This window comes from Micromonospora sp. NPDC047620, from assembly GCF_043205005.1.
In the GTDB taxonomy this organism is placed as follows: Bacteria; Actinomycetota; Actinomycetes; order Mycobacteriales; family Micromonosporaceae; genus Micromonospora.
On sequence record NZ_JBIDDG010000001.1, the window covers coordinates 270,880 to 293,663 of the forward strand.

A 22,784-nucleotide genomic window follows, 5' to 3' on the forward strand; every position below is an offset into this window, starting at 1 on the left:
GGCCGGGCCCTGCCTCGGGTCCGGCGGGATGCGGACGTCCCGATTGGGATAGGTTGTGCCCCGTGACTGACGAGCAGGAGAAGAGCGCGGACGAGCCGATCCGGGTCGGCGTGCTGGGCGCCCGGGGCCGGATGGGCGTCGAGGTGTGCAAGGCCGTGGACGCCGCCGGCGACATGGAACTGGTGGCCATGGTCGACCAGGGCGACTGGCTGTTCAACGCCTCCGACGCCGGGGCCGAGGTGGTCGTCGACTTCACCACTCCCGACGTCGTCATGGACAACCTGCACTGGTGCATCGACCAGGGCATCAACGCGGTCGTCGGCACCACCGGCTTCACCGAGCAGCGGCTGGAGCGGGTGCGCGGCTGGCTGGCCCGCAAGCCCGGCGTGGGCGTGGTGATCGCCCCCAACTTCGGCATCGGCGCGGTGCTGATGATGCAGTTCGCCGCCCGCGCGGCCCGGCACTTCGAGTCGGTCGAGATCGTCGAGCAGCACCACCCCCGCAAGCTGGACGCGCCCAGCGGCACCGCCACGCACACCGCGCGGCTGATCGCCGCGGCCCGCGCCGAGGCCGGGCTGGGCCCGGCGCCCGACGCGACCAAGGACGAGGTGGCGGGCGCCCGGGGCGCCGACATCGAGGGGGTACGCGTGCACGCCGTGCGCGCCACCGGCCTCGTCGCCCACCAGGAGGTGCTCTTCGGCACCACCGGCGAGACGCTGACCATCCGGCACGACTCGTACGACCGGGCGTCGTTCATGCCCGGCGTGCTGCTGGCCGTCCGCGCGGTCCGCAACCGGCCGGGGCTGACCGTCGGCCTGGACGCCCTGCTCGACTGACGCCGGAGGTCGGACCGTCTTCGTCTCCAGCCACCTGATGAGCGATATGCAGCTCACCGCCGGGGGAATCCCGTCGCGTGGCTGCCGGGCGGCTCCTAGGCTGCCCGGGTGATCGATTCTGGAACCCTCGACCGGGCGGGCCGCCGGGTCACCCTGCGCCCCGTGGACGACGACAACTGGCGGGCGGTGGCCGACGTCGCCCCTCGCGACGACCAGCGCGCCTGGGTGCCGGCCCTGGCCGCCCGCTACCTGCTGCTGACCATGCGTTCCGACGTCTGGAACTCGCTCGCCGTGTACGCGGACGAGACGGTGGCCGGGCACGTCATGTGGGGCGTGGACGACGACGGCTCGCGCTGGATCGGCGGCATGGTCGTCGACGCGGCCGAGCAGGACCGGGGCGTCGGCCGGGCGGCCGTGCGCACCCTCGCCGCGTGGCTCGCCGCCCAGGACGGCGGGCACCCCGTCCGGCTCTCCTACCACCCCGACAACGCCTCGGCCGCCCGGCTCTACACGAGCCTGGGCTTCACGCCCACCGGCGCGATGGAGGACGACGAACTGGTCGCCGAGTTGCGCCCCGCCGCCTCCGCCTGACCGCCCGCCGCTTCGCGGCGGGGCGTCAGCCCTCCTGGAGCACCGAGAGGATGTTGCCGGCCGGGTCGGTGAACCAGGCAATCGACGGCCCCTGGCCGCGCATGACGCCCTTGTCGTCCTGCGGCATGCCGGGGTAACGCTCGAACCGGACGCCGCGCCCGGTCAGCTCGTCGACGGCCCGGTCGATGTCGTCGACCGGGAAGTTGAGCACCGTGTAGGTAGCCGGGGTGTGGTCCTCCTTCGGGTAGACCAGGATGTCCCGGTCGCCGGCGACGTGCAGCGTCAGCAGGCCGCCCATGGCGTCGTCCCGCGACACCCGCAGGCCGAGCGTGTCGGCGTAGAACCGCTGCGCCCGGTCGACGTCGTCCACCGCGAAGCTGCTCATCGCCTTCGTGTCCGTGAACATGTCGCTCCTCCTTGTCGTGGCGTACGAGGGGTGGACGGCCCGGGCCTTCGGAACTCATCGCCCGGTGGGTCGGGGCGGGCGCGGCGGCCCGGCTCAGGGGTCGAGGCGGGGCGGCAGCCCGAAGCGCGCGAACAGCTCCGGCGCGAGGAAGTGGGTGAGCCGGCTGATCCGCCCCGCCGAGAACTCGAGCACGTGGACGCTGAACGGCCGGTGCCCGCCCGCCGGGTCGCGGCGGTAGTGACCGAAGGCGGTGGCGCCGTTGGCGGACACCGGCACCAGCCGCGAGCCGCGGCACTCGGCGCCCGGGCCGAGCATCCACCGCCGGATGTCCCCCGGGCCGCGCAGCCACAGCGCGAACGGCGGCATGCTCTGCACCGCGTCCTCCCGCAGCAGCGCGACGAGCGAGTCGATGTCGTAGCGCTCGAAGCTGGCGACGTAGCGGTCGAGCAGGTCGCGCTGCCGCCCGTCGAGCGGGGCGCCCGGCAGCCCGTTGCGGGCGGCCAGGGTGGCGCGGGCCCGCTGGAGGGCGCTGTTCACCGCCGCGACCGAGGCGCCGGCCAGCTCGGCGGTCTCGTCGGCCCGCCAGCGCAGCACGTCGCGCAGGATCAGCACGGCCCGCTGCCGGGGCGGCAGGTGTTGCAGAGCCGCGACGAACGCCAGCCGGACCGACTCGCGGGCCTCGGCCACCGCCGCCGGGTCACCGGTCGGCAGCACGGCCGCGTCCGGCGCGGGGCCCACCCAGCGCTCGGGTGCCGGCGCGCCCAGCGCGGCGAGGACCGGCTCGTCCGGCTCGCCGAACTCCATCGGCAGGGCCCGCCGGGCCCGCCCCCGCAACTGGTCCAGGCAGACGTTGGTGGCGATCCGGTAGAGCCACGTCCGGGTGGATGAGCGGGCCTGGAAGCCGTCACGCCCGCGCCAGGCGCGCAGCAGCGTCTCCTGCACCGCGTCCTCGGCGTCGAAGATCGAACCGAGCATCCGGTAGCAGTAACCGGTCAGCCCGACTCGGTGCGCCTCGAACGCCGCGTCGGCCGGGGCCGACGCCGGTCCGGCGGCACCGTCGGGGTCGCGAGCGGTCGGGCCGTCGTGGGTCACGCCCGCTCCGCTGGTCGCCGTCGCTGCGGTCATGGGGGCCACGGTAGGCGACGCCCCCGACAGTGTCCGCCGATCCGGGCGCGCGGGCGCGTGTCGTCAGTCCGCGGGGGGCGCCGGCGACGGCACCGACCCGGCCGGCGGGGCGTCCGGCAGCGTCGCCTCCGTGGGCGTCGCGTCCGCGGGGTCCGCCTCCGTCGGCACCGCCACGTGCAGGCGCAGCTGCGGGACGAGCATGTCGTCCACGTCCAGGGCACGCGCCGCGCCGTCGGGCTCCCAGCCAGTGCTGGTGAGGAACTTCCGGGTCGCCTCGTCGCCGTCGAACGCCCAGGCCACCGCCCGGGCGAACCCGTCGGCGCGCCACAGGTCGACGGTCGCGGCGAGCAGCCGGCTGCCGTGCCCGCGCCGCCCCCAGCGCGGCTCCACCAGCAGGTCGGTCACCGCCGCCACGCCCGGCCCGAGCGCCTCGGCCGGCTCGCCCGGGGCGAGTGCCTCGGCATCGGCCGGACCGGAGGCGGCGAACCCCACCAGATACGATTGCTCAGCCTGTTCGACGGCGACGAGCACCCGATGCGTGCCGGAGGGCGGCTCCTGCACCGCCGCGCTCCACCGCCGGGCGAGCCACGCCTCGTCCAGGTTGTCGAGCACGTGCCGGGGCAGGATCCGGCGATAGGCGACCCGCCAGGTCGCGAGCTGGATGCGTGCGATCTCGCCGGCGTCTTCCGGACGCGCCGGGCGGACGTACCCGAGAGCCATGGGACGGAAGCCTACGCAGGGCGAGGGAGGCGACGGTGGCGCAGGGTCCCCGACAGACGATCCGGCAGGTCGTGAGCGTGGTGGGGCTCGCCGTCGCGGTGGCCGCGTTCCTGTCCGTGGCGGCCGTCCGACACGGCTTCTTCGACCTGAAGGTCTACTACGGCGCGCTGACCTGGTGGGTGCACGACGGCGGGGAGATCTACGACTTCCTCAAGCCCGGCACGCAGTACGGCTTCACCTATCCGCCCTTCGCCGCCCTGGTCATGCTGCCGATGGCGTACCTGCCGTGGTCGGCGGCGATCGTGGTGAGCGTGGCCGCCAGCGTGGTGGTCACCGCCGTGCTGTTCTGGTGGCTGGTCGACCCGATCTCCCGCCGGGCCGGCTGGACCCGCTGGTTCGCCCTCGCCGTGGCGCTCTGCCTGGCCGCCGCGTACGAGCCGATGCGCGAGACGGTCAATTTCGGCCAGGTCAACATGCTGCTGCTCTTCCTGGTCGCGGTCGACCTGCTCCGGCTGCTGCCGGCCGGCAACCGCTGGGCCGGGGTGGGCATCGGCCTGGCCACGGCGATCAAGCTGACCCCGGGCATCTTCATCGTCTACCTGCTGGTCACCCGGCGCTGGCGGGCCGCGGTCACCTCGATGGCCGCCGCGGCCGGCGCGACCCTCTTCGCCGCCGCGCTCTTCCCCGACGCGTCGCGGGAGTTCTGGACCGAGGCGCTGTGGAACACCGGCCGGGTGGGCGAGCTGGCGTTCGTCTCCAACCAGTCGCTGCGCGGGGTGGTCGCCCGGCTGAACCCGGAACACCCGAGCACCCTGGCCTGGCTGGCGCTGGTGCTCGCCACGCTGGCGCTGTGGGCGTGGCGTTCCCGGGCCGCCGTGGCCGCCGGCGACGAGGCGACCGGCCTGGCGCTGACCGGCGCGGTGATGTGCCTGGTCAGCCCGGTCACCTGGGTGCACCACCTGGTCTGGTTGCTGCCCGCGCTGATCCTGCTGGTGGACAACGGCATGGCCGCACCGGCCGGCGGGCGCCGGCGCCGCGTCCTGCTGGGCGCCGCGATCGTCGGGTACGGCTTCCTGATCAGCCGGATCGTCTGGGCCTGGGAGAAGGATTTCACCGGCCTCGACGGCTTCCTCGGCAGCAACACCTATGTCTGGATCAGCCTGGCGCTGCTGGCGTTCCTGCCGATCCGCCGCTTGGCGGCGCCGGCCGGATCAGCCGTCGCCTGGGCGGCGCCGGCCGGATCAGCCGCCGCCGGGCGACGCCGGCCGGGTCAGCCGTCGAGACGTCCGGCGTACCGCAGCTCGACGAGCCCGACCGGCGGGCGCCCGCCGGCCAACGGCACCGGGTAGGTCGACCGCTCACCGTCCGGTGACAGCCCCGCCCGCTCGTAGAACCGGCGGGCCCGGTGGTTGTTGGCCAGCACCCAGAGCCGGTAGTCGGACCAGCCCCGCCCGGCCAGCCCGGCGCGGGCCGAGGCCAGCAGCGCCCCCGCCGTGCCGTCGCCCCAGTGCGCCGGCTCGACGTACATCGCCACCACCTCCCCGTGCGCGAGGTCGAGGTCGCCCCGGTCCTGGTTGATCCGGTACGGGCCGAACGTGGTGAACCCGGTCAGCGTCCCGTCGATCTCGGCGAGCAGGGTGGTGAACGGGTGCTCCGGATCGGCGGTGCCGAGGTTCCGGCGGCGCTGCGCCCACGCCGCGACGTTGAGCCGCCGCAACACCTCGTCAGGCATGATCCCCGCGTAGCCGGCCTGCCATCCGTGGATGTGCACCCGGGCGACCGCCTCGGCGTCCTCGGGCTCCTCGCGCCGGATCGTGAGCATGCGTCCGTTCTATGCCTCGGCGGGCGATCGGTCCAGCGTCCGCTCCGGTGTCGTACGCGTGGATTAGGGTGCCCGACGATGGCCGCACCGGAATCACTCTCGCTCGCCCAGGCGCGCCGGGTGGCGCTCGCCGCCCAGGGCTTCGCCGACCCCGCGCCCACCGGCGTGCCCACCCGCCGACACCTGCGCCGGGTGCTCGCCCGGGTCGGGCTGATCCAGATGGATTCGGTCAACGTCCTGCAACGCGCGCACTACCTGCCGCTCTACAGCCGGCTCGGGCCCTACCCGACGTCGCTGCTCGACACCGCCGCCTACCGACGCCCCCGGGAACTGTTCGAATACTGGGGCCACGAGGCGTCGCTGGTCCCCGTCGGGTTGCACCCGGCGCTGCGCTGGCGGATGGCCGGGGCCCGCGCGGAGGCGTGGGGCGGGATGCGCCGGATCGCCGAGGAGCAGCCCGGCCTGGTCGCCTGGGTCCGCGACGAGGTGGCCGCCCGGGGGCCGCTCACCGCCGCCGAGATCGAGCACGACGCGCCCCGGGAGACCGGCAACTGGGGGTGGAACTGGTCGGCGGTGAAGCGGGCGCTGGAGTTCCTCTTCTGGGCCGGCGAGGTGACCGCCGCCGACCGCACCACCTCGTTCGCCCGCCGCTACGACCTGCCGGAGCGGGTGCTGCCGGCCACCGTGCTGGATGCGCCCACGCCGACCGACGCCGAGGCGTACCGCACGCTGGTGGCCATCGCCGCGCGGTCGCTCGGGGTGGCCGCGGAGCCGGAGCTGCGCGACTACTTCCGGCTGCCCCTCGCCGGCGCCCGGCAGGCCATCGCGGAGCTGGTCGAGGCGGGCGAGCTGCTGCCGGTCGCCGTGCAGGGCTGGCGGCAGCCCGCCTGGCTGCACGCCGGGGCGCGGCTGCCCCGTTGGGTGCGCGGCAACACACTGGTCAGCCCGTTCGACCCGCTGGTCTGGGAGCGGGCCCGCACCGAGCGGCTCTTCGACTTCAGCTACCGGATCGAGATCTACGTCCCGGCGCCGCAGCGGGTCCACGGCTACTACGTGCTGCCCTTCCTGCAGGGGGAGCGGTTCACCGCCCGGGTCGACCTGAAGGCCGATCGCAAGGCCGGGGTGCTGCTGGTGCCGGCCGCCTGGGTCGAGCCGGGCGCCGACCCGGGCGAGACCGCGCTGGCACTCGCCGCCGAGCTGCACCGCCTCGCCGGCTGGCTCGGCCTGGACGCGGTGGCGCCGCCCGCCGTCGGCGACCTGGCCGCCCCGCTGGCCGCCGCGCTGCTGGGCGTGGCCGGTGTACGGTGAGCCACGTGACGAGCGTTGACGGGCCCGCCCCCCAGCCGCATCCGCAAAGCGGCGGGGTCGACGCCCCGCCCCAGGCGTCTCAGGCGGGGCAGCCCGACACGGGGCCGGCGGGCGAGCCGAGCGTCTGGCACGCCGGTGAGCCGGGTGCGTGGCCCGCGGGCCAGGTGCCGCCCTACCCGGTGCCAGAGCCGGACCGGCTGACCCGCTTCGTCGTCCGCCTCTACGATCGCTCGCCGCGCTGGGCGGTGCCGCTGGCCGCGCTCGGCTGCGTGGCCGCCGGCGTCGGCTACACGCTGCTCAGCAACCCGACCCACGCCGCGCCGGACGCCGCGCCGACCTGCTTGCTCAAGCTGACCACGGGGCTGGACTGCCCGGGCTGCGGCGGCACCCGCGCGCTCTGGTACGTGCTGCACGGCGATCTGCCGGCCGCCGCCCGGCACCACTTCCTCTTCGTCTTCGCGCTGCCCTTCCTGGCCTACCTCTTCGTCGCCTGGGCGGGGAAGCAGGCGTTCGGCTGGCGCCTGCCCGAGCTGCAACTCAGCTCGAAGGTGATCGGCGGCTTCCTCGCCGCCTGGCTGGCCTTCTCGGTGGTACGCAACCTCCCCTGGGCGCCGTTCACCTCGCTCTACGTCTGACCCTCCCTCCCGGCGGGGTCGGGTGGGTCGGGCGCGGGTCGGGCGGGGCAGTCGTTGTGGTTGCCGGCGTCCCGACCGCTCGGGTGGCTGCCCCAGCTGTGAGGGCAGCTCGACAGCGTCGTCGCGCATCCACCCGGCGGCAGCCCGAGCGCGCCAGCGGCAGCCCGAGCGCGTCGAGATCTTGGCCACGTGTCGGCCAGGCGGACCGGCACCTGTCCGACCATTTCGCAGCTCAACGACCCGTTCGGCCCGTGAGCCCAACTTTCCCCCGCGACCGCGGGGCCACTACAGTGCCAGGAATGCCGGACATGGTGCAGCCACAGGTCAAGCTCATCGCGTGGACCCACTTCGAGGCCCCGGACGACGTGCCGTGGTCGACCGACGCCGAGGGCGGCCAGGCGCTCGCCGAGTTCGCCGGCCGGGCCTGCTACCAGAGCTGGAAGAAGCCCAACCCGGCCACGGCGACCAACGCCGGCTATCTCGCGCACATCCTGGAGGTCGGGCACCTCTCGGTGCTGGAGCACGGCTCGGTCAGCTTCTACTTCAGCGGCGTGTCCCGCTCGTTCACCCACGAGCTGATCCGGCACCGCCACTTCTCCTACTCCCAGCTCTCCCAGCGGTACGTGCCGGAGCGGGACGCCGCCATGGTCGAGCCCTCGGTGATCGCCGAGGACCCGGAGCTGCACAAGAAGTTCGTGGAGGCCGCCGAGGCGAGCGTGCGCGCGTACAACGAGCTGTTGGAGGGGCTGGAGCGGCGCTTCGCGGACGTGGAGAACGCCACGCTGCGGCGCAAGCAGGCCCGCCAGGCGGCCCGCGCCGTCCTGCCCAACGCCACCGAGACGCGGATCGTGGTCACCGGCAACTACCGGGCCTGGCGGCACTTCATCGCCATGCGCGCCACGGAGCACGCCGACGTCGAGATCCGCGAGCTGGCGGTGGAGTGCCTGCGGCAGCTCCAGCGGGTCGCCCCGAACGTCTTCGCCGACTTCGTCATCTCGGCCCTGCCCGACGGCACCGAGGTGGCCGCCAGCCCGCACGCCGAGCTGTCCTGAGCCCTTCCCTGGCGGGGTGCCGGTGGTCGTCCGCTAGGTTGGTGGCATGACGCACGACCACCCTGACACCCCCGCCCGGGCGGTGTCCCGCCCCTTCGGGCGAGTGCTCACGGCCATGGTGACCCCGTTCACCGCCGACGGCTCGCTCGACCTCGACGGCGCGGCGCGCCTCGCCAGCTACCTGGTGGACGAGCAGGGCAACGACGCGCTGGTGGTCAACGGCACCACCGGCGAGTCGCCGACCACCACCGACGCGGAGAAGGAACACCTGATCCGGGCCGTGGTGGAGGCCGTCGGTGACCGCGCCAAGGTCGTGGCGGGGGTCGGCACCAACGACACCCGGCACACCATCGAGCTGGCCGCCGGCGCGGAGAAGGCCGGCGCGCACGGCCTGCTCGTGGTGACCCCGTACTACAACAAGCCGCCGCAGGCCGGCCTGCTGCGCCACTTCACCGCCGTCGCGGACGCCACCGGGCTGCCGGTGATGCTCTACGACATCCCGCACCGCTCCGGCGTGCCGATCGCCACCGAGACGATGGTGCGGCTGGCCGAGCACGGCCGGATCGTCGCGGTGAAGGACGCCAAGGGCGACCTGACCGCGACCGGCTGGGTCACCGCCCGCACCAACCTCGCCTTCTACTGCGGCGAGGACTCGCTGACCCTGCCCACGCTGGCCGTGGGCGCCGTCGGCGTGGTCGGCACCTCGACCCACTTCACCGGCGCGCTCACCAAGCGGATGATCGAGGCGTACGACGCGGGGGACAACGCCGGCGCGCTGGACCTGCACCGGCGGCTGCTGCCGCTGTACACCGGCATCTTCCGCACCCAGGGGGTGATCCTGGTGAAGGCCGGCCTGGCCGCCGCCGGGATGCCCGCCGGCCCGGTGCGTCCGCCGCTGGTCGACGCGACCGACGACGAGATCGCCCAGCTCCGCGCCGACTGCGCGGCGGCGGGCCTGGAACTCCCCGAATGACCGAACGACACGACGGGCGCCGGGTGACGGCGCCGCAGAATGAGGTGGACGCGTGACCGAGGCGCACATCGAGGCGGAACTGCCCCCGCCGCTGCCGGAGGGTGGGCTGCGGATCATCCCGCTCGGCGGGCTCGGCGCCATCGGTCGCAACATGACCGTCTTCGAGTACGACGGCAAGCTGCTCGTCGTCGACTGCGGGGTGCTCTTCCCGGACGTGGAGCAGCCCGGCGTCGACCTGATCCTGCCGGACTTCGGCCCGATCCTCGACCGGCTCGACGACGTCCAGGCGATCGTGCTCACCCACGGCCACGAGGACCACATCGGCGCGGTGCCCTACCTGCTCGCGCACAAGCCCGACATCCCGCTGGTCGGTTCGCAGTTCACGCTGGCCCTGGTCGAGGCGAAGCTCGCCGAGCGGCGGATCCAGCCCTACACGCTGACCGTGCGGGAGGGCGGCCGGGAGCGGCTCGGCCCGTTCGAGTGCGAGTTCTTCGCGGTCAACCACTCGATCCCGGACGCGCTCGCGGTGGCCATCCGCACCCCGGCCGGCCTGGTGCTGCACACCGGCGACTTCAAGATGGACCAGCTCCCGCTGGACGGCCGGATCACCGACCTGGCCGGCTTCGCCCGGCTCGGCGCCGAGGGCGTGGACCTGCTGCTGTCCGACTCCACCAACGCGGAGATCCCCGGCTTCGTCACCCCCGAGCGGGAGATCGGGCCGGTGCTGGACTCGATCTTCGCGAAGGCCAAGGGGCGGATCATCGTCGCCTCGTTCGCCTCGCACGTGCACCGGGTGCAGCAGGTCTTCGACTCCGCCGCCGAGCACGGCCGCAAGGTCGCCCTGATCGGCCGGTCGATGGTGCGCAACATGGGCATCGCCCGCGACCTCGGCCTGCTCAACATCCCGGCCGGCCTGGTCGTCGGGCTGGAAGAGGCGACCACCATGCCGCCCGAGCAGATCGTGCTGATGTCCACCGGCTCGCAGGGCGAGCCGATGAGCGCCCTCGGCCGGATGGCCAGCGGCGACCACCGGCACATCACCATCGCCCCCGGCGACACGGTGGTGCTCGCCTCGTCGCTGGTGCCCGGCAACGAGACCTCGGTCTACCGGGTGATCAACCGGCTGGCCCGGGCCGGCGCCGTGGTGGTGCACAAGGACGTGGCCAAGGTGCACGTCTCCGGCCACGCCCCCGCCGGCGAGCTGCTCTACCTGCTCAACGTGGTGCGCCCCAGCAACCTGATGCCGGTGCACGGCGAGTGGCGGCACCTGCGCGCGCACGCCCGGCTCGGCATCGAGTCCGGCGTCGCCCCCGACCGGGTGGTGCTCTGCGAGGACGGCGACGTCGTCGACCTCGTCGAGGGCCGGGCCAGCCTGGTCGGGCACGTGAAGAGCCGCTACGTCTACGTCGACGGCCTCGCCGTCGGCGACGTCAGCGAGTCGCTGCTCACCGAGCGGCGGATCCTCGGCGACGGCGGCTTCATCGCCACCACCGTGGTCGTCGACTCGGTCACCGGCAAGGTGGTCGCCGGCCCGACCCTGTCGGCGAAGGGCTTCTCCGAGGACCCGGAGGCGTTCAACCCGGTGATCCCGCTGGTCACCGAGGCCCTGAACCGGGCGGCCTCCGACGGCATCACCGACCCGCACCAGCTCCAGCAGATCGTCCGGCGCACCGTGGGGCGGTGGGTGAACGACGCGTACCGGCGCCGGCCCATGATCGTGCCCACCGTCGTCGAGGTCTGACCGCGCTCCACCGACGCCCGCCCGCACCCTGTGTGCCGGCGGGCGTCGCGGCGTCCGGAGCCGTCGGCTCAGGCCAGCAGCGCGTTCAGCTCGCCGTAGCTGATCGCGCCGGCCAGCGAGTCGTACGAGCCGGAGCGCAGCGCCTCCGTGGCGGCGCGGCGGACCAGCCCGTACGCGGCCTCGGCGAGCGCCGAGCCGAGGCTGACCCGGGCCACCCCCAGCCCGGCCAGGGCGGCCACGGGGAGCGACCCCGGCCCGGCGAGCACGTTGACCGGCCCGTCGATCCCGGCGACCAGCGCACCGATGGTCTCCGCGTCGACCACGCCCGGCACGAAGATGCCGTCCGCGCCCGCCGCCCGGTACGCCTCGGCCCGGCGCAGCGTCTCCGCCAGCCGGTCCGCCGGTTCGCCGACGGCCCGCAGGAACACGTCGGTGCGGGCGTTGACGAAGAGCCGTACCCCCGCCTCGTCGGCGGCCTCCCGGGCCGCCCGGATGCGGGCGCACTGCCCGTCGACCGGGCGCAGCGGGGACGCCCCGGCCGGCGGGGCGTCCTCGATGTTGACGCCGACCGCGCCGGCGGCGAGCACCGCGGTCACGGTGCGGGCGACCCCGGCCGGGTCGGCGGCGTACCCGCTCTCGATGTCGGCGGTGACCGGGACGGTGACGGCGGCAGCGACGCGGGCGACCACCGCCAGGGCGCGGTCCCGGTCCAGCTCGTCGCCGTCCGGCGCGCCCAGGCTCCAGGAGACGCCGGCGCTGGTGGTGGCGACGGCGGTCGCGCCGCAGTCGGCCACGATCCGCGCGCTGGCCGCGTCCCAGGCGTTGGGCAGCACGAGGGGGAAGCCGGGCCGGTGCAGGGAGTGCAGGAGCAGGGCGGTGCGCTGTCGGTGCGTCGTCATGGGTACGAGTCCACCAGGGCGGGAGGAGATCGTCCGGCGGGTTTCGGACCTCACCCGGGAGCCCCGCCCGGCGCTCAGGGCAACGCGGCCACGGCATCGGCGTACGCGACGCCGGTGTCGACGGCCGCGTCGAGCAGGACCGTGAGCTGGGCCGGGGCCACCCCGTGCGCCAGGTCGGTGCTGACGTCGCCGGCCAGCACCAGCTCGCCCCCGAGGTCGTGCACGTACGCCTTCGGCAGCAGCCGGTCGTGGTTCCACGCGTTGCAGAACGCGTACGCCTCGGCGAGCCGGTCGGCCGGCAGCCGGCGGCTCGCCACCGCGCGCGCCCGGAGGATCTCGCCCCGCTCGCCGGCCCGACGGAACTGGATGAGCGCCTCGCCCCACCGGCCGACCACGGTGCCGCCGGCGTCCACGGCGTAGTGGTCCCCGCGCCGGTCCAGGGCGGCCGTGATCATCTCCAGGCTCAGCGGGCGCGGCTCCCCGTCGGCCGGCGGGCCGTCGTCGGCCGGGTCGCCCGGGTCGTCGTCGGGTGCGTCGTCGGGCGGCAGCGGCACCGGTGCGGCGAGCGGCCGCTCGGCCAGCCAGGACGCGATCCGGCCGGACTGGTGGCCGGTGCCGTTGCGGGCGTCGAAGCTGCCGGCCAGCGCGGTGGCCAACCCGAGCAGGGTGGCACCGAGCGTGGCCACGTCGAGGTCGGCGGCCGGCCGGTCGCCGTACCCGGGTCGGTGCACCGTCCGGCCCCCCAGCCCCGCCTCGACGGCGAGCGCGCAGACCAGCGCCCCGGCGGCGGCGAACTCCATCGCGGACAGGTCGTCGTGCGGCCGGTCCAGCCGGGGCAGCTGCTCGGCCAGGACGTCCAGCCCCCGGGCGGGGTGCCCGGCCAGCGCGCACCACCGCAGGTGCGCGGCGAGGTACGGGAAGGCGGCCTGCTCCCGCCGGTGCCGCCGGTACGCCCGCACGTGTGCCTCGGCCGCCCGCTCCGGCTCCCCGGCACGCAGCCAGGGCAGCAGCCCGGCGGCCAGCGCCCGCTCGGGTTGCTCGGTGCAGCCGCCCGTGCCGGCCGGTGCGTCCGCCAGCGCGTCCAGCGCGGCCCGGTGGTCGCCCCACCCGGCGAGCAGTTCCGCCCGCCGGGCCGGCGCGCAGCCGGGGCAGCCGCCGGCCGGCCCTGCCCCGGCCGCCGACCAGCGGTCGAACCACCGTCGGGCGGTCGGCTCGTCGCCGAGGTGGTCGGCGATCCGGCAGCGCAGCTCGGCGACCACCGCGGCGTCCCCGCCCGACCCGCCGGCGCCGCCGTGGCCCGCTGCGCCCGCCGGGGTGCCGCCGTGGCCCGTTACGCCCGCCGGGGCGGCGGTCCGGGCGGCGAGATCGTCCAGCATGGCCCGGGCCTGGTCCAGCCCGACCCGGGGGCTGCCGAGCAGGGACTCCACGGCGTACCGCTGGTAGCGCAGCAGCAGCGCGGCGTCCGGGCCGGGCAGCAGGTCGGGGCGACGGTCGACGGCGGCGAGGCAGCGGCGCACCGGCTCGACCAGCCGCCACCGCTCCCCGTGCAGCAGATAGCCCTCGATCAGCGCGAACCGGGCCTCCACCGCGGACCGGTCGTCGCCGGTGGCGTCGGCGTGCGCGGCGATCCGTTCCAGCTCCGCGCTGCGGGCCTCGCCGTCGGGCGCGTCGCGGGCGTCGGCGAGCGCCTCGGCCAGCGCCGGGTCCCGGTGCCCGCCCCCGCGCCGCCGCCCGCCCCACCGGCCGGTCGGCCCGATGGGGTCCAGCCCGCGCGGGGCCGGCTCCCCGCCCCGGCCCGTCACGCCACGACCCCGCCGGGCAGCCGGGCGACCTCGGTGGCGAGCTGGCAGCCGGTGGCGATGCCGCAGTCGAGCAGCTGGTCGAGCTGGTGCGGGGTCACCCCGCGCTCCAGGTCGGTGATGACCTCGCCGCAGACCCGGGCCCGTCCGTCGTCCTCGACGTGCACGAAGGCCTTCGGCCAGAGCCGGTCGTGGTTCCACGCGTTGCAGAAGGCGTGCAGCGCCGGCACGTACTCGATCGGGAACGTCGGCGCGGCCAGGGTGCGGACCTGGAGCAGCTCACCGGCGGCGCCCGGCCGCAGGAACCAGATCAGGCTGTCGGCCCAGCGGCCGACCAGGTCGCCGTCCGCGTCGGCCTGGACCACGTACCCCCGGCTGCGCAGCACGGCGGCGATCAGCTCACCGGTCAGCGGTCGCAGCGCCGCCGGGTGCCCGGCCAGGGGGCCGTCCGGATCGTCCTCGATTCCCGGCGACGCCATCGGGCATCCCTTCTGAGGCAGATATCACGTGAAGCGGCGGCGTCCGCGCTGCGACGCGCGGACACGACCCGGAAAAGCGGCGATCTGCCGGGTCACGCCGTTAAGTTGATGCTATGGCGGGCCGTACCTCTCAGGCGAGTCGGCGGCGCGGCGCGTCGCCGCGTGGCACCACGAACAGCCGTGCCCGCCAGCCGGCGAAGAAGACCGCCCGGGCGGCCCCCCGGCGGCGGCCCGCGGCGCGGCCGGGCCCGGGGCTCCTCGTCGGACGCGCGGTCGGGGCACTGTGGATGGGACTGGCGCACGGCGTCGGCTGGGCGTTCCGCGCCGCCGGCCGGCAGGCCGCCTCGGCCCGCGGGCTCGACCCGGAGCACCGCCGCGACGGCGCGGGGCTGCTGGTCTTCGGCCTCGCCCTGCTCAGCGCGGTGGCCATCTGGTTCTCCGGCGCCGGCCCGGTCGGCGAGCAGTTGGCCGACACCGTCCGGCTCTTCCTCGGCGCGATCGCCATCGTGGTGCCGGTGCTGCTGATAATCGGGGCCTGGCGCCTCATGCGCGAGCCCGGCGACCCGGAGCACCGCGGCCGGGGGCTGGTCGGCTGGGGCTCGATGCTGGTCGCCACCGCCGCGATGCTGCACATCGGGCAGAACCCGGTCGACGCGGTCCAGCGCGACTTCGCCGGCGGCCTGGTCGGCGCGGGCGTGGGCAGCCTGCTGGAGCGGGCCGTCACCGCCTGGGTCGCCGTGCCGCTGCTGATCCTGCTGCTGGTCTTCGGCCTGCTGGTGGTCACCGCGACACCGATCAACAAGATCCCGGAGCGGCTCGGCCTGCTCGCCGGCACCCTGGTCGCCCCGCCGGCGGAGGAGGAGACGGACGAGGCGCCCGCGAAGCCCGCCCGCAAGCGCGCGACGAAGCGGGCGGCGCCGCCGCCGGTCGATCCGGCGGAGTTCGACGACGACCTCGACGGGGCGGACCTCCAGGAAACCCTCGTGCTGCCCCGCAAGCCTCGCGGCAAGGTCCCGGCCAGCCGCAAGCCGGTCGAGCCGCCGGAGCACTCGCCCGCGCCGACCCGGGCCGAGCAGCTCGCGCTGACCGGGCTGGCCGGCGACTACACCCTGCCGCCGGCGAACATACTCAGCAGCGGCGCGGCCCCGAAGAGCCGGAGCAGGGCCAACGACGAGGTGATCGCCGCGCTCACCGGCGTCTTCGAGCAGTTCGACGTGGACGCCGCCGTCACCGGCTTCACCCGCGGGCCGACCGTCACCCGCTACGAGGTGGAGCTGGGCCCGGGCGTCAAGGTCGAGCGGATCACCCAGCTCTCCCGCAACATCGCGTACGCGGTGAAGTCGCCGGACGTGCGGATCCTCAGCCCGATCCCGGGCAAGAGCGCGGTCGGCGTGGAGATCCCGAACACCGACCCGGAGAACGTGGCGCTCGGCGACGTGCTGCGTTCGCGGGCCGCCACCAGCGACCACCACCCGATGGTGGTGGCGCTCGGCAAGGACATCGAGGGCGGCTACGTGGTGGCCAACCTCGCCAAGATGCCGCACATCCTGATCGCCGGTGCGACCGGCGCGGGCAAGTCGTCCTGCCTGAACTCGCTGCTGGTGTCCATTCTCACCCGGGCCACGCCGGACGAGGTGCGGCTGCTGCTGATCGACCCGAAGCGGGTCGAGATGACCGGCTACGAGGGCATCCCGCACCTGGTCACGCCGATCGTGACCAACGCCAAGAAGGCGGCCGACTCGCTGGAGTGGGTCGTCCGCGAGATGGACATGCGCTACGACGACCTCGCCGCCAACGGGGTCCGGCACATCGACGACTTCAACCGCAAGGTGCGCACCGGCGAGATCAAGGCCCCGCCGGGCAGCGAGCGGGAGATGCGCCCGTACCCGTACCTGCTGGTGATCGTGGACGAGTTGGCCGACCTGATGATGGTCGCCCCGCGCGACGTGGAGGACTCGGTCGTCCGGATCACCCAGCTCGCCCGGGCCGCCGGCATCCACCTGGTGCTGGCCACCCAGCGTCCCTCGGTCGACGTGGTCACCGGCCTGATCAAGGCGAACGTGCCCTCCCGGCTGGCGTTCGCCACCTCCTCCCTGGCCGACTCGCGGGTCATCCTCGACCAGCCGGGCGCGGAGAAGCTGCTCGGCCGCGGGGACGGTCTCTTCCTGCCGATGGGCGCCTCGAAGCCCATCCGGATCCAGGGCGCCTGGGTGACCGAGCGCGAGATCGCCGACGTGGTGAAGTTCTGCAAGGACCAGCGCGAGCCGGAGTTCCGCCCCGACGTGCTCGCCGCGCCGGACAGCGGCAAGAAGAAGATCGACGAGGACATCGGCGACGACCTCGACCTGCTGGTGCAGGCCGTCGAGCTGGTGGTCACCTCGCAGTTCGGCTCGACCTCCATGCTGCAGCGCAAGCTGCGGGTCGGCTTCGCCAAGGCGGGCCGGCTGATGGACCTGATGGAGACCCGGGGCGTGGTCGGCCCGTCGGAGGGCTCCAAGGCCCGCGACGTGCTGGTCAAGCCCGACGAGTTGGAGGAGGTCCTGGTCGGCCTGCGCGGCGGCGAGGAGTGACGCCGGCCGGGCGCCGACACGTCGCCTGCTCCCTCGTCTCGCCCCGGTCGGCCGGGTCGGACACGGACGGGCCCGCCGGAAGCCGGCGGGCCCGTCCGTGGGGGAGCGGCGGTCAGGAGTTGTAGATGGCGGCGCCGATGACCATGCCGATGATCGCGCCGGCCACGCTGGCGACGGCGGCGTACCAGCCGAGCGGCTTGTCGCCGAGCACGGCGCCGACGATCCCGAGGATCAGGCCGGCGAGGCCGAACAGCGGCGGCAGGAACAGGATCGCGATGACCGCGAAGACGAAGCCCAGGATGGTGCAGATGCGGGCGGCGCCGCTGCGCGGACGGGCGGTGGTGTGCATGTCGGCCATGTCTGCCTCCGGTGGGTGAGAGCCTGCGTTGCCAGGCCGACCTCTACCCACTGTGGCCGTTCGTCACGCCTCGGAACCGCCCGCCGCCCCCGTGCGGGCCGCGCCGCCCTCCGGCGGGCCGCGCCGCCCGGTGCGCGGGCCGCGCCGTGCGGTCCTCAGTGGAAGATCTTCAGGCCCACGATGCCGGCGATCACCAGCAGGAGGCAGGCGATCCGGGGCAGGTTGGCCGGCTCGTTCAGGGCGAGCATCCCGACCAGGGCGGTGCCGACCGTCCCGATGCCGACCCAGACGGCGTAGCCGGTGCCGACCGGGATCTCGCGCAGCGCGTACCCCAGCCCGGCCATGCTGAGCACCAGGGTCACCACGAAGACCGCCGACGGGACGGGACGGCTGAAGCCGGCGCTGCGGTCGAGGGCGATCGCCCACGCCGTCTCCAGGAGTCCGGAGATCACCAGCACGATCCAGGCCATGAGAGTCACCTCTGTGTGCGCGCCCGGACCACCGGGGCCGGGACGAGTCGGTCGTTGCACGGGGCGTCTTTGCCTGACCGGGTACGCCCTCGACTCGTCCGGAGCGACCCACGGGGCCGCCGTGACCGACGGTAGCACCGGGCGGGCGGCGCGCGGAGTGAACCGGGCCACCCGCCGTTGACCTTAACTTGACTTCAACTTGCAGTATGGGCGCATGCCGCTGCTCTTCTCCGACGCCGAGGTCACCGCCGCGCTGGACGCCCCCACCACCGTGGCGGCCATGCGGGACGCCCTGCTCGCCGCGTACGCCGGCCGCCTGGTGGCCCCGCCCCGGGCCGCCGCGCCGCTGGGTGGGGGGCGGATGGTGCTCACCGCCGGGCACCTCACCGGCGAGTGGTACGGCTTCCGCTCGTACGACACGTTCGGGCACCCGGAGAGCGAGCAGGTGGTGGTGCTGCACGACGGGCGCACGGGGGCGGTCCGGGCGGTGGCGGTCGGGGAGGAGCTGGGCTCCCGCCGCACCGGCGGGCTCGGCGGGGTCGCCGTGGACGCCCTGGCCCGCCCGGACGCCGCCACCCTGGGCGTGGTCGGCTCGGGCGGGCAGGCGTGGACGCAGGTCTGGGCGGCGGCCGCGGTCCGCCCGCTGCGCGAGGTCACGGTGCACAGCCGCTCCGCCGTCCGGCGAGAGGCGTTCGCCGCCCGGGTGCGCGCCGAGCTGGGCGTGCCGGCGCGCGCCGTGGAGTCGGCCCGGGCCGCCGTGGCCGACCGCGACGTCGTGGTGCTCGCCACCACCAGCGTCACCCCGGTGCTCGACGCCGCCGACCTCGCTCCCGGCACCCACGTCAACACGGTCGGCTTCAAGCAGGTCGACCGGCACGAGTTCGGCCCCGACCTGCTGGACGCCGCCGACCTGCTGGTCACCGACTCGCCGGCGCAGGCCGCCGCGTACGAGCCGCCGATGCTCGCGGCGCTGCCGGCGTACGCCGGGCGGCTGCGCGACCTGGGCGCGGTGCTGGCCGGCGCGGTGCCGGGCCGGACCGGCGCGGACCAGGTTTCGGTCTTCTGCTCGACCGGCCTGGCCGGCACCGAGGTGTTCCTGCTCGACCGCCTGGTCCGGGTCGGCGCGGCGACCGTCTGACCGGCGTGGTGCCCGTCACCCCCGGCGCCGAGCCACGAAGGAAGGGCCCCTTCCTCTACCGAATCCGTTAACAAGGTGCCCTTCCTTGCAGGACGGGCGTGCGTGGGGGTCGCGGACGGCCCGGTACCCTCGGATGGTGTCTGCCACCTCCCCTTCCGCCGCCGACGGCCGCCGCGTCGCCCTGCTGACGCTGGGCTGCGCCCGCAACGAGGTCGACTCGGAGGAGTTGGCCGCCCGGCTGCACGCCGACGGCTGGCAGGTCACCACCGACGGCGAGGGCGCCGACGTGGTGGTCGTGAACACCTGCGGCTTCGTGGAGAAGGCGAAGCAGGACTCCATCCAGACCCTGCTGGCCGCCGCCGACACCGGCGCGAAGGTGGTCGCGGCCGGCTGCATGGCCGAGCGGTACGGCCGTGAGCTGGCCGACAGCCTCCCCGAGGCGCAGGCCGTGCTCAGCTTCGACGACTACCCGGACATCGCCGCCCGGCTGGACGCCGTGGTCGCCGGCGAGGTGATCCACGCGCACACCCCGCGCGACCGGCGCGAGCTGCTCCCGCTGACCCCGGTCTCCCGCCGGGACAGCGCGGTGTCGCTGCCCGGCCACGGCACCCCCGCCCGGGGCGTCACCGAGACCGACGAGCACACCCCGGCGCACCTGCGCCAGGTGCTGCGCCGCCGGCTCGACACCGGCCCGGTCGCCTCGCTCAAGCTCGCCAGCGGCTGCGACCGGCGCTGCGCGTTCTGCGCCATCCCCGCCTTCCGCGGCGCCTTCGTCTCGCGTACGCCGGACGAGCTGCTCGCCGAGGCGGAGTGGCTGGCCAAGACCGGCGTACGCGAGCTGGTGCTGGTCAGCGAGAACTCGACCTCGTACGGCAAGGACCTGGGCGACCCCCGGGCGCTGGAGAAGCTGCTGCCGCAGCTCGCCGCGATCGACGGCATCGTCCGGGTGCGGGCGAGCTACCTCCAGCCGGCCGAGACCCGGCCCGGCCTGGTCGAGGCGATCGCCACCACGCCCGGCGTGGCCCCGTACTTCGACCTGTCGTTCCAGCACTCCAGCGAGCCGGTGCTGCGCCGGATGCGCCGCTTCGGCTCCACCGACCGGTTCCTGGAGCTGCTGGCGAGCGCCCGCGCCCTGGCCCCGGAGGCGGGCGCGCGGAGCAACTTCATCGTCGGCTTCCCGGGCGAGACCCGCGCCGACTACCAGGAGCTGGTCCGCTTCCTGACCGAGGCGCGGCTCGACGCGATCGGCGTGTTCGACTACAGCGACGAGGACGGCACCGAGGCCGCCGGGCTGCCCGGCAAGGTCTCCGCCGCCACCGTCAAGCGCCGGTACGACCGGCTCGGCGCGCTCGCCGACGAGCTCTGCTCGCAGCGGGCCGAGGAGCGGCGCGGCTCCACCGTCGAGGTGCTGGTCGACTCGGTCGCCGACGGCGTGGTCGAGGGGCGGGCGGCCCACCAGGCCCCCGAGGTCGACGGCTCGACCACTCTCGTCGCGCCGTCCGGTGGCGGGGTGGACCTCGCCGCGCTGAGCCCGGGCGACCTGGTGCGGGCGACGGTGACGGGCACCGAAGGGGTGGACCTCGTCGCGGTCCCGGATGAGATGATCTCGGCTGCGCCCGGCGCGGCACGGTGACGGCGGGCCCGGACAGAGCGGGGGAGCCACGTGGTGGGGTGCCAGGTGCGCCACGGCGGCCGGAGCGGGGGGCGGCGGTGACCGGGGCGACGGATTCCACGCCGGCGCCGGTGGTGGCCCGGGTACCCGTGCTGAACGCGGCGAACGCGCTCACCGCGCTGCGGCTGGTCCTGGTGCCGATCTTCGGCGCGTCCCTGGTCATCTCGGGGATGACCCACGCCGGCTGGCAGATGGCCGCCTGCCTGATCTTCGCCGTCGCCTCGGTGACCGACCTGGTCGACGGCTGGATCGCCCGCCGCTTCGCCCTGGTCACCTCGGTCGGCAAGGTCGCCGACCCGATCGCCGACAAGGCGCTCACCGGCGCCGCGCTGCTGCTGCTCTCCTGGTACGACCGGCTGCCCTGGTGGGTGACCACGGTGATCCTCGCCCGCGAGCTGGGCATCACCGCGCTGCGCTTCTGGGTGATCCGGCACGGGGTGATCGCGGCCAGCCGGGGCGGCAAGATCAAGACAGCGCTCCAGATCCTCGCGATCACCTGGTACCTGTGGCCGATGCCGGCCGCCCTCGCCGCCGTCGGCCCGTGGATCATGGCCGCGGCGGTCGGGGTCACGGTGGTCACCGGTTTCGACTACGTCGCCCAGGCCCTGCGCCTGCGCCGGCCGGCCTCCTGACCCCGGTCTCCCGGCGGCGCCCCGGCACAGCAGGTCGAGGTCGGCGGCCATCCGGGGACCGACCCCGGGCCGGCACAGCTCGGGCGGGCCGGGGATCCGTGCCGCCCACCCTGGTCCTGTGGCTCGGGGAGGATGAGTAGGCCCGGCGGGGCGGGGGAAGGATCTGGGACATGGAGAGTGACGCGGCCGGCGCGCGGCCGGTGGGCAGCCCGGCGGCGGGCGTGGTGCACAGTCTGGCGGAGCGCCACGAGACCCTGGCCACGGTGGAGTCGTTGACCGGGGGGCTGCTGGCCGCATCGATCGTGGAGATCGCCGGGGTGAGCGGCATCTTCCGGGGCGGGATGGTGGTCTACGCCACCGAGCTGAAGTCGCAGCTCGCCGGCGTAGCGGAGGATCTGCTGGCCGACCGCGGGCCCGTCGACCCGGATGTGGCGGTGGCCCTCGCGGAGGGCGGGCGGCGGCGCTGCGGGGCCGACTGGGGCCTGGCCACGACCGGGGTGGCCGGCCCGGAGCCGCAGGACGGCAAGCCGGTCGGGCTGGTCTACGTGGCGGTGGCCGGGCCCGCCGGGGCCGACGTCCGGCAGCTCGACCTGGACGGTGGCCGCGACCACATCCGCTCCGCGGCGGTCGTCGAGGCGCTGCGGCTGCTCGCCGAGCGGATCCACCGCGCCGATGCGGGCGAGGCCGAAGCCGGGCGGACCGACACCGCCGCCGCCGGGCGGCGCTGAGCCGACCCGCGGGCCGAGCCGACCCGCGGGCCGAGCCGAACTGCGGGCCGAGCCGAACTGCGGGCCGAGCCGAACTGCGGGCCGAGCCGAACTGCGGCCCGAGCCGCGCCGGCCTGGCCCCGCAAGCCGAGCCGACCCCCGCGACGCGGGCCGACGTCCCACGCCGAGTCGATCCCACAGGCTGAGCAGACTCCGCAATCCGAGAGGCGGGGTGGGATGTCGGCGGGGCCGGCAACGGGTACCGTTGCGGGAAGGCTCCGACGGTCGGAGCCGGCACGACGTGCCGGACGGCCGCGCGAAACAGCGGTGTCCCTCAGGGGAGGTGCGAATGGTCCTGCTACGCCGGGTTATCGGTGACGCACTGCGGGCGCGCCGGCAGGGGCAGCACCGCACCCTGCGCGAGGTCTCCTCCGCCGCCAACGTCAGCCTGGGCTACCTCTCGGAGATCGAGCGCGGCCAGAAGGAGCCGTCCAGCGAGCTGTTGGCGGCGATCTGCGACGCGCTGGGCGCGCGCCTGTCCGAGCTGCTGCGCGAGGTCAGCGACACGGTCGCGCTCGCCGAGCAGATGCCAGGCGTGCTCGTGCCGGTGCAGGACGAGACCGTCGACACCGCCGGGGTGACCACGGTGCGCAAGGCCACGGGCCGGGGCGTGCACCAGGTCAGCTCCGACGGCAAGGTCGCCGTCCAGGTCCGCCAGGATTCGCCGCTGAAGGCCACGCTGCGCACCTCCCGCGTCCGCGGGGGCGACCGCGACGTGGTCTGCGCCGCCTGACCCACCCCACCCCCGTCCGCGTCCCATGGTCGCGGTGGCGACCGCCGCGTAGGGTTGA

General features: G+C 75.0%; 22 protein-coding genes, 1 pseudogene and 1 riboswitch. Of the genes and pseudogenes, 14 read left to right on the forward strand and 9 right to left on the reverse strand.

Annotated elements, in window-relative coordinates:
• Nucleotides 1-62: 62 nt before the first annotated feature.
• Both dapB and ACGF5C_RS01190 read left to right on the forward strand, forming a co-directional pair.
• On the forward strand, nucleotides 63-836 hold the full coding sequence (gene dapB / locus ACGF5C_RS01185; RefSeq protein ID WP_357693839.1) for a 4-hydroxy-tetrahydrodipicolinate reductase: 774 nt from the start codon (nucleotides 63-65) through the stop codon (nucleotides 834-836).
• Between the two features lie 108 nt (nucleotides 837-944).
• Nucleotides 945-1,427 (forward strand): GNAT family N-acetyltransferase, encoded by a 483-nt coding sequence (locus tag ACGF5C_RS01190; RefSeq protein WP_393295564.1) that lies wholly within the window; start codon nucleotides 945-947, stop codon nucleotides 1,425-1,427.
• A gap of 25 nt (nucleotides 1,428-1,452) precedes the next feature.
• Here the strand turns inward: ACGF5C_RS01190 and ACGF5C_RS01195 are convergent, their stop codons facing one another.
• From ACGF5C_RS01195 to ACGF5C_RS01205, 3 genes and pseudogenes are all read right to left on the reverse strand, one after another.
• Nucleotides 1,453-1,833, reverse strand: a complete 381-nt coding sequence (locus ACGF5C_RS01195) for a VOC family protein (protein WP_357693835.1) — start codon at nucleotides 1,831-1,833, stop codon at nucleotides 1,453-1,455.
• A 93-nt stretch (nucleotides 1,834-1,926) separates the two neighbouring features.
• Entirely contained in the window at nucleotides 1,927-2,958 is a 1,032-nt protein-coding gene (locus tag ACGF5C_RS01200) for a sigma-70 family RNA polymerase sigma factor (protein ID WP_393295568.1), read from the reverse strand.
• 144 nt (nucleotides 2,959-3,102) lie between these two features.
• A pseudogene (locus ACGF5C_RS01205) lies at nucleotides 3,103-3,678 on the reverse strand (GNAT family N-acetyltransferase); the annotation flags it as partial.
• Between the two features lie 35 nt (nucleotides 3,679-3,713).
• Between ACGF5C_RS01205 and ACGF5C_RS01210 the strand changes: the two are divergent.
• Nucleotides 3,714-5,027 carry a glycosyltransferase 87 family protein gene (locus tag ACGF5C_RS01210; RefSeq protein WP_393295571.1) on the forward strand — a complete coding sequence of 438 codons (1,314 nt, stop codon included), beginning with the start codon at nucleotides 3,714-3,716 and terminating at the stop codon, nucleotides 5,025-5,027.
• Here the strand turns inward: ACGF5C_RS01210 and ACGF5C_RS01215 are convergent.
• A complete protein-coding gene (locus ACGF5C_RS01215) occupies nucleotides 4,949-5,500 on the reverse strand; it encodes a GNAT family N-acetyltransferase (protein WP_393295574.1) in 552 nt (183 codons plus the stop codon). The genes ACGF5C_RS01210 and ACGF5C_RS01215 overlap by 79 nt on opposite strands.
• Before the next feature lie 78 nt (nucleotides 5,501-5,578).
• Between ACGF5C_RS01215 and ACGF5C_RS01220 the strand changes: the two genes are divergently transcribed.
• The 5 genes from ACGF5C_RS01220 (at nucleotide 5,579) to ACGF5C_RS01240 (ending at nucleotide 11,209) form a co-directional block, all read left to right on the forward strand.
• The gene (locus ACGF5C_RS01220; RefSeq protein ID WP_393295577.1) at nucleotides 5,579-6,808 is read left to right on the forward strand and encodes a winged helix-turn-helix domain-containing protein; all 1,230 of its coding nucleotides are present in this window, start codon (nucleotides 5,579-5,581) and stop codon (nucleotides 6,806-6,808) included.
• Nucleotides 6,805-7,443 (forward strand): DUF2752 domain-containing protein, encoded by a 639-nt coding sequence (locus tag ACGF5C_RS01225; protein ID WP_393295580.1) that lies wholly within the window; start codon nucleotides 6,805-6,807, stop codon nucleotides 7,441-7,443. The genes ACGF5C_RS01220 and ACGF5C_RS01225 overlap by 4 nt, the downstream gene beginning before the upstream one ends.
• Nucleotides 7,444-7,751: 308 nt before the next feature.
• Nucleotides 7,752-8,495, forward strand: coding sequence for an FAD-dependent thymidylate synthase (gene thyX, locus ACGF5C_RS01230; RefSeq protein ID WP_350705142.1), 744 nt, complete (start codon nucleotides 7,752-7,754; stop codon nucleotides 8,493-8,495).
• A gap of 46 nt (nucleotides 8,496-8,541) precedes the next feature.
• Nucleotides 8,542-9,468: a 4-hydroxy-tetrahydrodipicolinate synthase gene (gene dapA, locus ACGF5C_RS01235; RefSeq protein WP_393295583.1), complete on the forward strand. Its 927-nt coding sequence runs from the start codon at nucleotides 8,542-8,544 to the stop codon at nucleotides 9,466-9,468.
• A 52-nt stretch (nucleotides 9,469-9,520) separates the two neighbouring features.
• Entirely contained in the window at nucleotides 9,521-11,209 is a 1,689-nt protein-coding gene (locus ACGF5C_RS01240) for a ribonuclease J (RefSeq protein WP_393295585.1), read from the forward strand.
• Between the two features lie 68 nt (nucleotides 11,210-11,277).
• Here the strand turns inward: ACGF5C_RS01240 and ACGF5C_RS01245 are convergent, their stop codons facing one another.
• From ACGF5C_RS01245 to ACGF5C_RS01255, 3 genes are all read right to left on the reverse strand, one after another.
• Nucleotides 11,278-12,108 (reverse strand): isocitrate lyase/phosphoenolpyruvate mutase family protein, encoded by an 831-nt coding sequence (locus ACGF5C_RS01245; RefSeq protein ID WP_393295588.1) that lies wholly within the window; start codon nucleotides 12,106-12,108, stop codon nucleotides 11,278-11,280.
• Between the two features lie 74 nt (nucleotides 12,109-12,182).
• A complete protein-coding gene (locus ACGF5C_RS01250) occupies nucleotides 12,183-13,910 on the reverse strand; it encodes a YbjN domain-containing protein (protein WP_393295591.1) in 1,728 nt (575 codons plus the stop codon).
• A complete protein-coding gene (locus tag ACGF5C_RS01255) occupies nucleotides 13,907-14,386 on the reverse strand; it encodes a YbjN domain-containing protein (RefSeq protein ID WP_393295594.1) in 480 nt (159 codons plus the stop codon). The genes ACGF5C_RS01250 and ACGF5C_RS01255 overlap by 4 nt, the downstream gene beginning before the upstream one ends.
• A gap of 113 nt (nucleotides 14,387-14,499) precedes the next feature.
• Here ACGF5C_RS01255 and ACGF5C_RS01260 point away from each other — a divergent pair, with 113 nt between their 5' ends.
• The gene (locus ACGF5C_RS01260) at nucleotides 14,500-16,956 is read left to right on the forward strand and encodes a DNA translocase FtsK (RefSeq protein WP_393295597.1); all 2,457 of its coding nucleotides are present in this window, start codon (nucleotides 14,500-14,502) and stop codon (nucleotides 16,954-16,956) included.
• 112 nt (nucleotides 16,957-17,068) lie between these two features.
• Here ACGF5C_RS01260 and ACGF5C_RS01265 read toward each other — a convergent pair whose 3' ends face one another.
• Nucleotides 17,069-17,314, reverse strand: a complete 246-nt coding sequence (locus ACGF5C_RS01265; RefSeq protein ID WP_393265533.1) for a hypothetical protein — start codon at nucleotides 17,312-17,314, stop codon at nucleotides 17,069-17,071.
• 155 nt (nucleotides 17,315-17,469) lie between these two features.
• Nucleotides 17,470-17,784, reverse strand: coding sequence for a multidrug efflux SMR transporter (locus ACGF5C_RS01270; protein WP_350705037.1), 315 nt, complete (start codon nucleotides 17,782-17,784; stop codon nucleotides 17,470-17,472).
• A 57-nt stretch (nucleotides 17,785-17,841) separates the two neighbouring features.
• Nucleotides 17,842-17,907: riboswitch (guanidine-III (ykkC-III) riboswitch) on the reverse strand.
• A 91-nt stretch (nucleotides 17,908-17,998) separates the two neighbouring features.
• Here ACGF5C_RS01270 and ACGF5C_RS01275 point away from each other — a divergent pair.
• The 5 genes from ACGF5C_RS01275 (at nucleotide 17,999) to ACGF5C_RS01295 (ending at nucleotide 22,726) form a co-directional block, all read left to right on the forward strand.
• Complete coding sequence (locus ACGF5C_RS01275) at nucleotides 17,999-18,922, forward strand: ornithine cyclodeaminase family protein (RefSeq protein WP_393295600.1); 924 nt, start codon at nucleotides 17,999-18,001, stop codon at nucleotides 18,920-18,922.
• A gap of 133 nt (nucleotides 18,923-19,055) precedes the next feature.
• Entirely contained in the window at nucleotides 19,056-20,555 is a 1,500-nt protein-coding gene (gene rimO / locus ACGF5C_RS01280) for a 30S ribosomal protein S12 methylthiotransferase RimO (RefSeq protein WP_393295603.1), read from the forward strand.
• 77 nt (nucleotides 20,556-20,632) lie between these two features.
• A complete protein-coding gene (pgsA, locus tag ACGF5C_RS01285; RefSeq protein WP_357454182.1) occupies nucleotides 20,633-21,226 on the forward strand; it encodes a CDP-diacylglycerol--glycerol-3-phosphate 3-phosphatidyltransferase in 594 nt (197 codons plus the stop codon).
• Between the two features lie 170 nt (nucleotides 21,227-21,396).
• Entirely contained in the window at nucleotides 21,397-21,954 is a 558-nt protein-coding gene (locus tag ACGF5C_RS01290) for a CinA family protein (protein ID WP_393295606.1), read from the forward strand.
• Between the two features lie 328 nt (nucleotides 21,955-22,282).
• On the forward strand, nucleotides 22,283-22,726 hold the full coding sequence (locus ACGF5C_RS01295; RefSeq protein WP_350683725.1) for a helix-turn-helix transcriptional regulator: 444 nt from the start codon (nucleotides 22,283-22,285) through the stop codon (nucleotides 22,724-22,726).
• Nucleotides 22,727-22,784: the final 58 nt, after the last annotated feature.

Bases quoted from the DNA above. Each gene is read 5' to 3' on its own strand.
- ACGF5C_RS01195 (WP_357693835.1), bottom strand. From the start codon at position 1,833: ATGTTCACGGACACGAAGGCGATGAGCAGCTTCGCGGTGGACGACGTC.
- ACGF5C_RS01200 (WP_393295568.1), bottom strand. From the start codon at position 2,958: ATGACCGCAGCGACGGCGACCAGCGGAGCGGGCGTGACCCACGACGGC.
- ACGF5C_RS01215 (WP_393295574.1), bottom strand. From the start codon at position 5,500: ATGCTCACGATCCGGCGCGAGGAGCCCGAGGACGCCGAGGCGGTCGCC.
- ACGF5C_RS01220 (WP_393295577.1), top strand. From the start codon at position 5,579: ATGGCCGCACCGGAATCACTCTCGCTCGCCCAGGCGCGCCGGGTGGCG.
- thyX (WP_350705142.1), top strand. From the start codon at position 7,752: ATGGTGCAGCCACAGGTCAAGCTCATCGCGTGGACCCACTTCGAGGCC.
- dapA (WP_393295583.1), top strand. From the start codon at position 8,542: ATGACGCACGACCACCCTGACACCCCCGCCCGGGCGGTGTCCCGCCCC.
- ACGF5C_RS01245 (WP_393295588.1), bottom strand. From the start codon at position 12,108: ATGACGACGCACCGACAGCGCACCGCCCTGCTCCTGCACTCCCTGCAC.
- ACGF5C_RS01255 (WP_393295594.1), bottom strand. From the start codon at position 14,386: ATGGCGTCGCCGGGAATCGAGGACGATCCGGACGGCCCCCTGGCCGGG.
- ACGF5C_RS01260 (WP_393295597.1), top strand. From the start codon at position 14,500: ATGGCGGGCCGTACCTCTCAGGCGAGTCGGCGGCGCGGCGCGTCGCCG.
- ACGF5C_RS01265 (WP_393265533.1), bottom strand. From the start codon at position 17,314: ATGGCCGACATGCACACCACCGCCCGTCCGCGCAGCGGCGCCGCCCGC.
- ACGF5C_RS01270 (WP_350705037.1), bottom strand. From the start codon at position 17,784: ATGGCCTGGATCGTGCTGGTGATCTCCGGACTCCTGGAGACGGCGTGG.
- ACGF5C_RS01275 (WP_393295600.1), top strand. From the start codon at position 17,999: ATGCCGCTGCTCTTCTCCGACGCCGAGGTCACCGCCGCGCTGGACGCC.
- rimO (WP_393295603.1), top strand. From the start codon at position 19,056: ATGGTGTCTGCCACCTCCCCTTCCGCCGCCGACGGCCGCCGCGTCGCC.
- ACGF5C_RS01290 (WP_393295606.1), top strand. From the start codon at position 21,397: ATGGAGAGTGACGCGGCCGGCGCGCGGCCGGTGGGCAGCCCGGCGGCG.
- ACGF5C_RS01295 (WP_350683725.1), top strand. From the start codon at position 22,283: ATGGTCCTGCTACGCCGGGTTATCGGTGACGCACTGCGGGCGCGCCGG.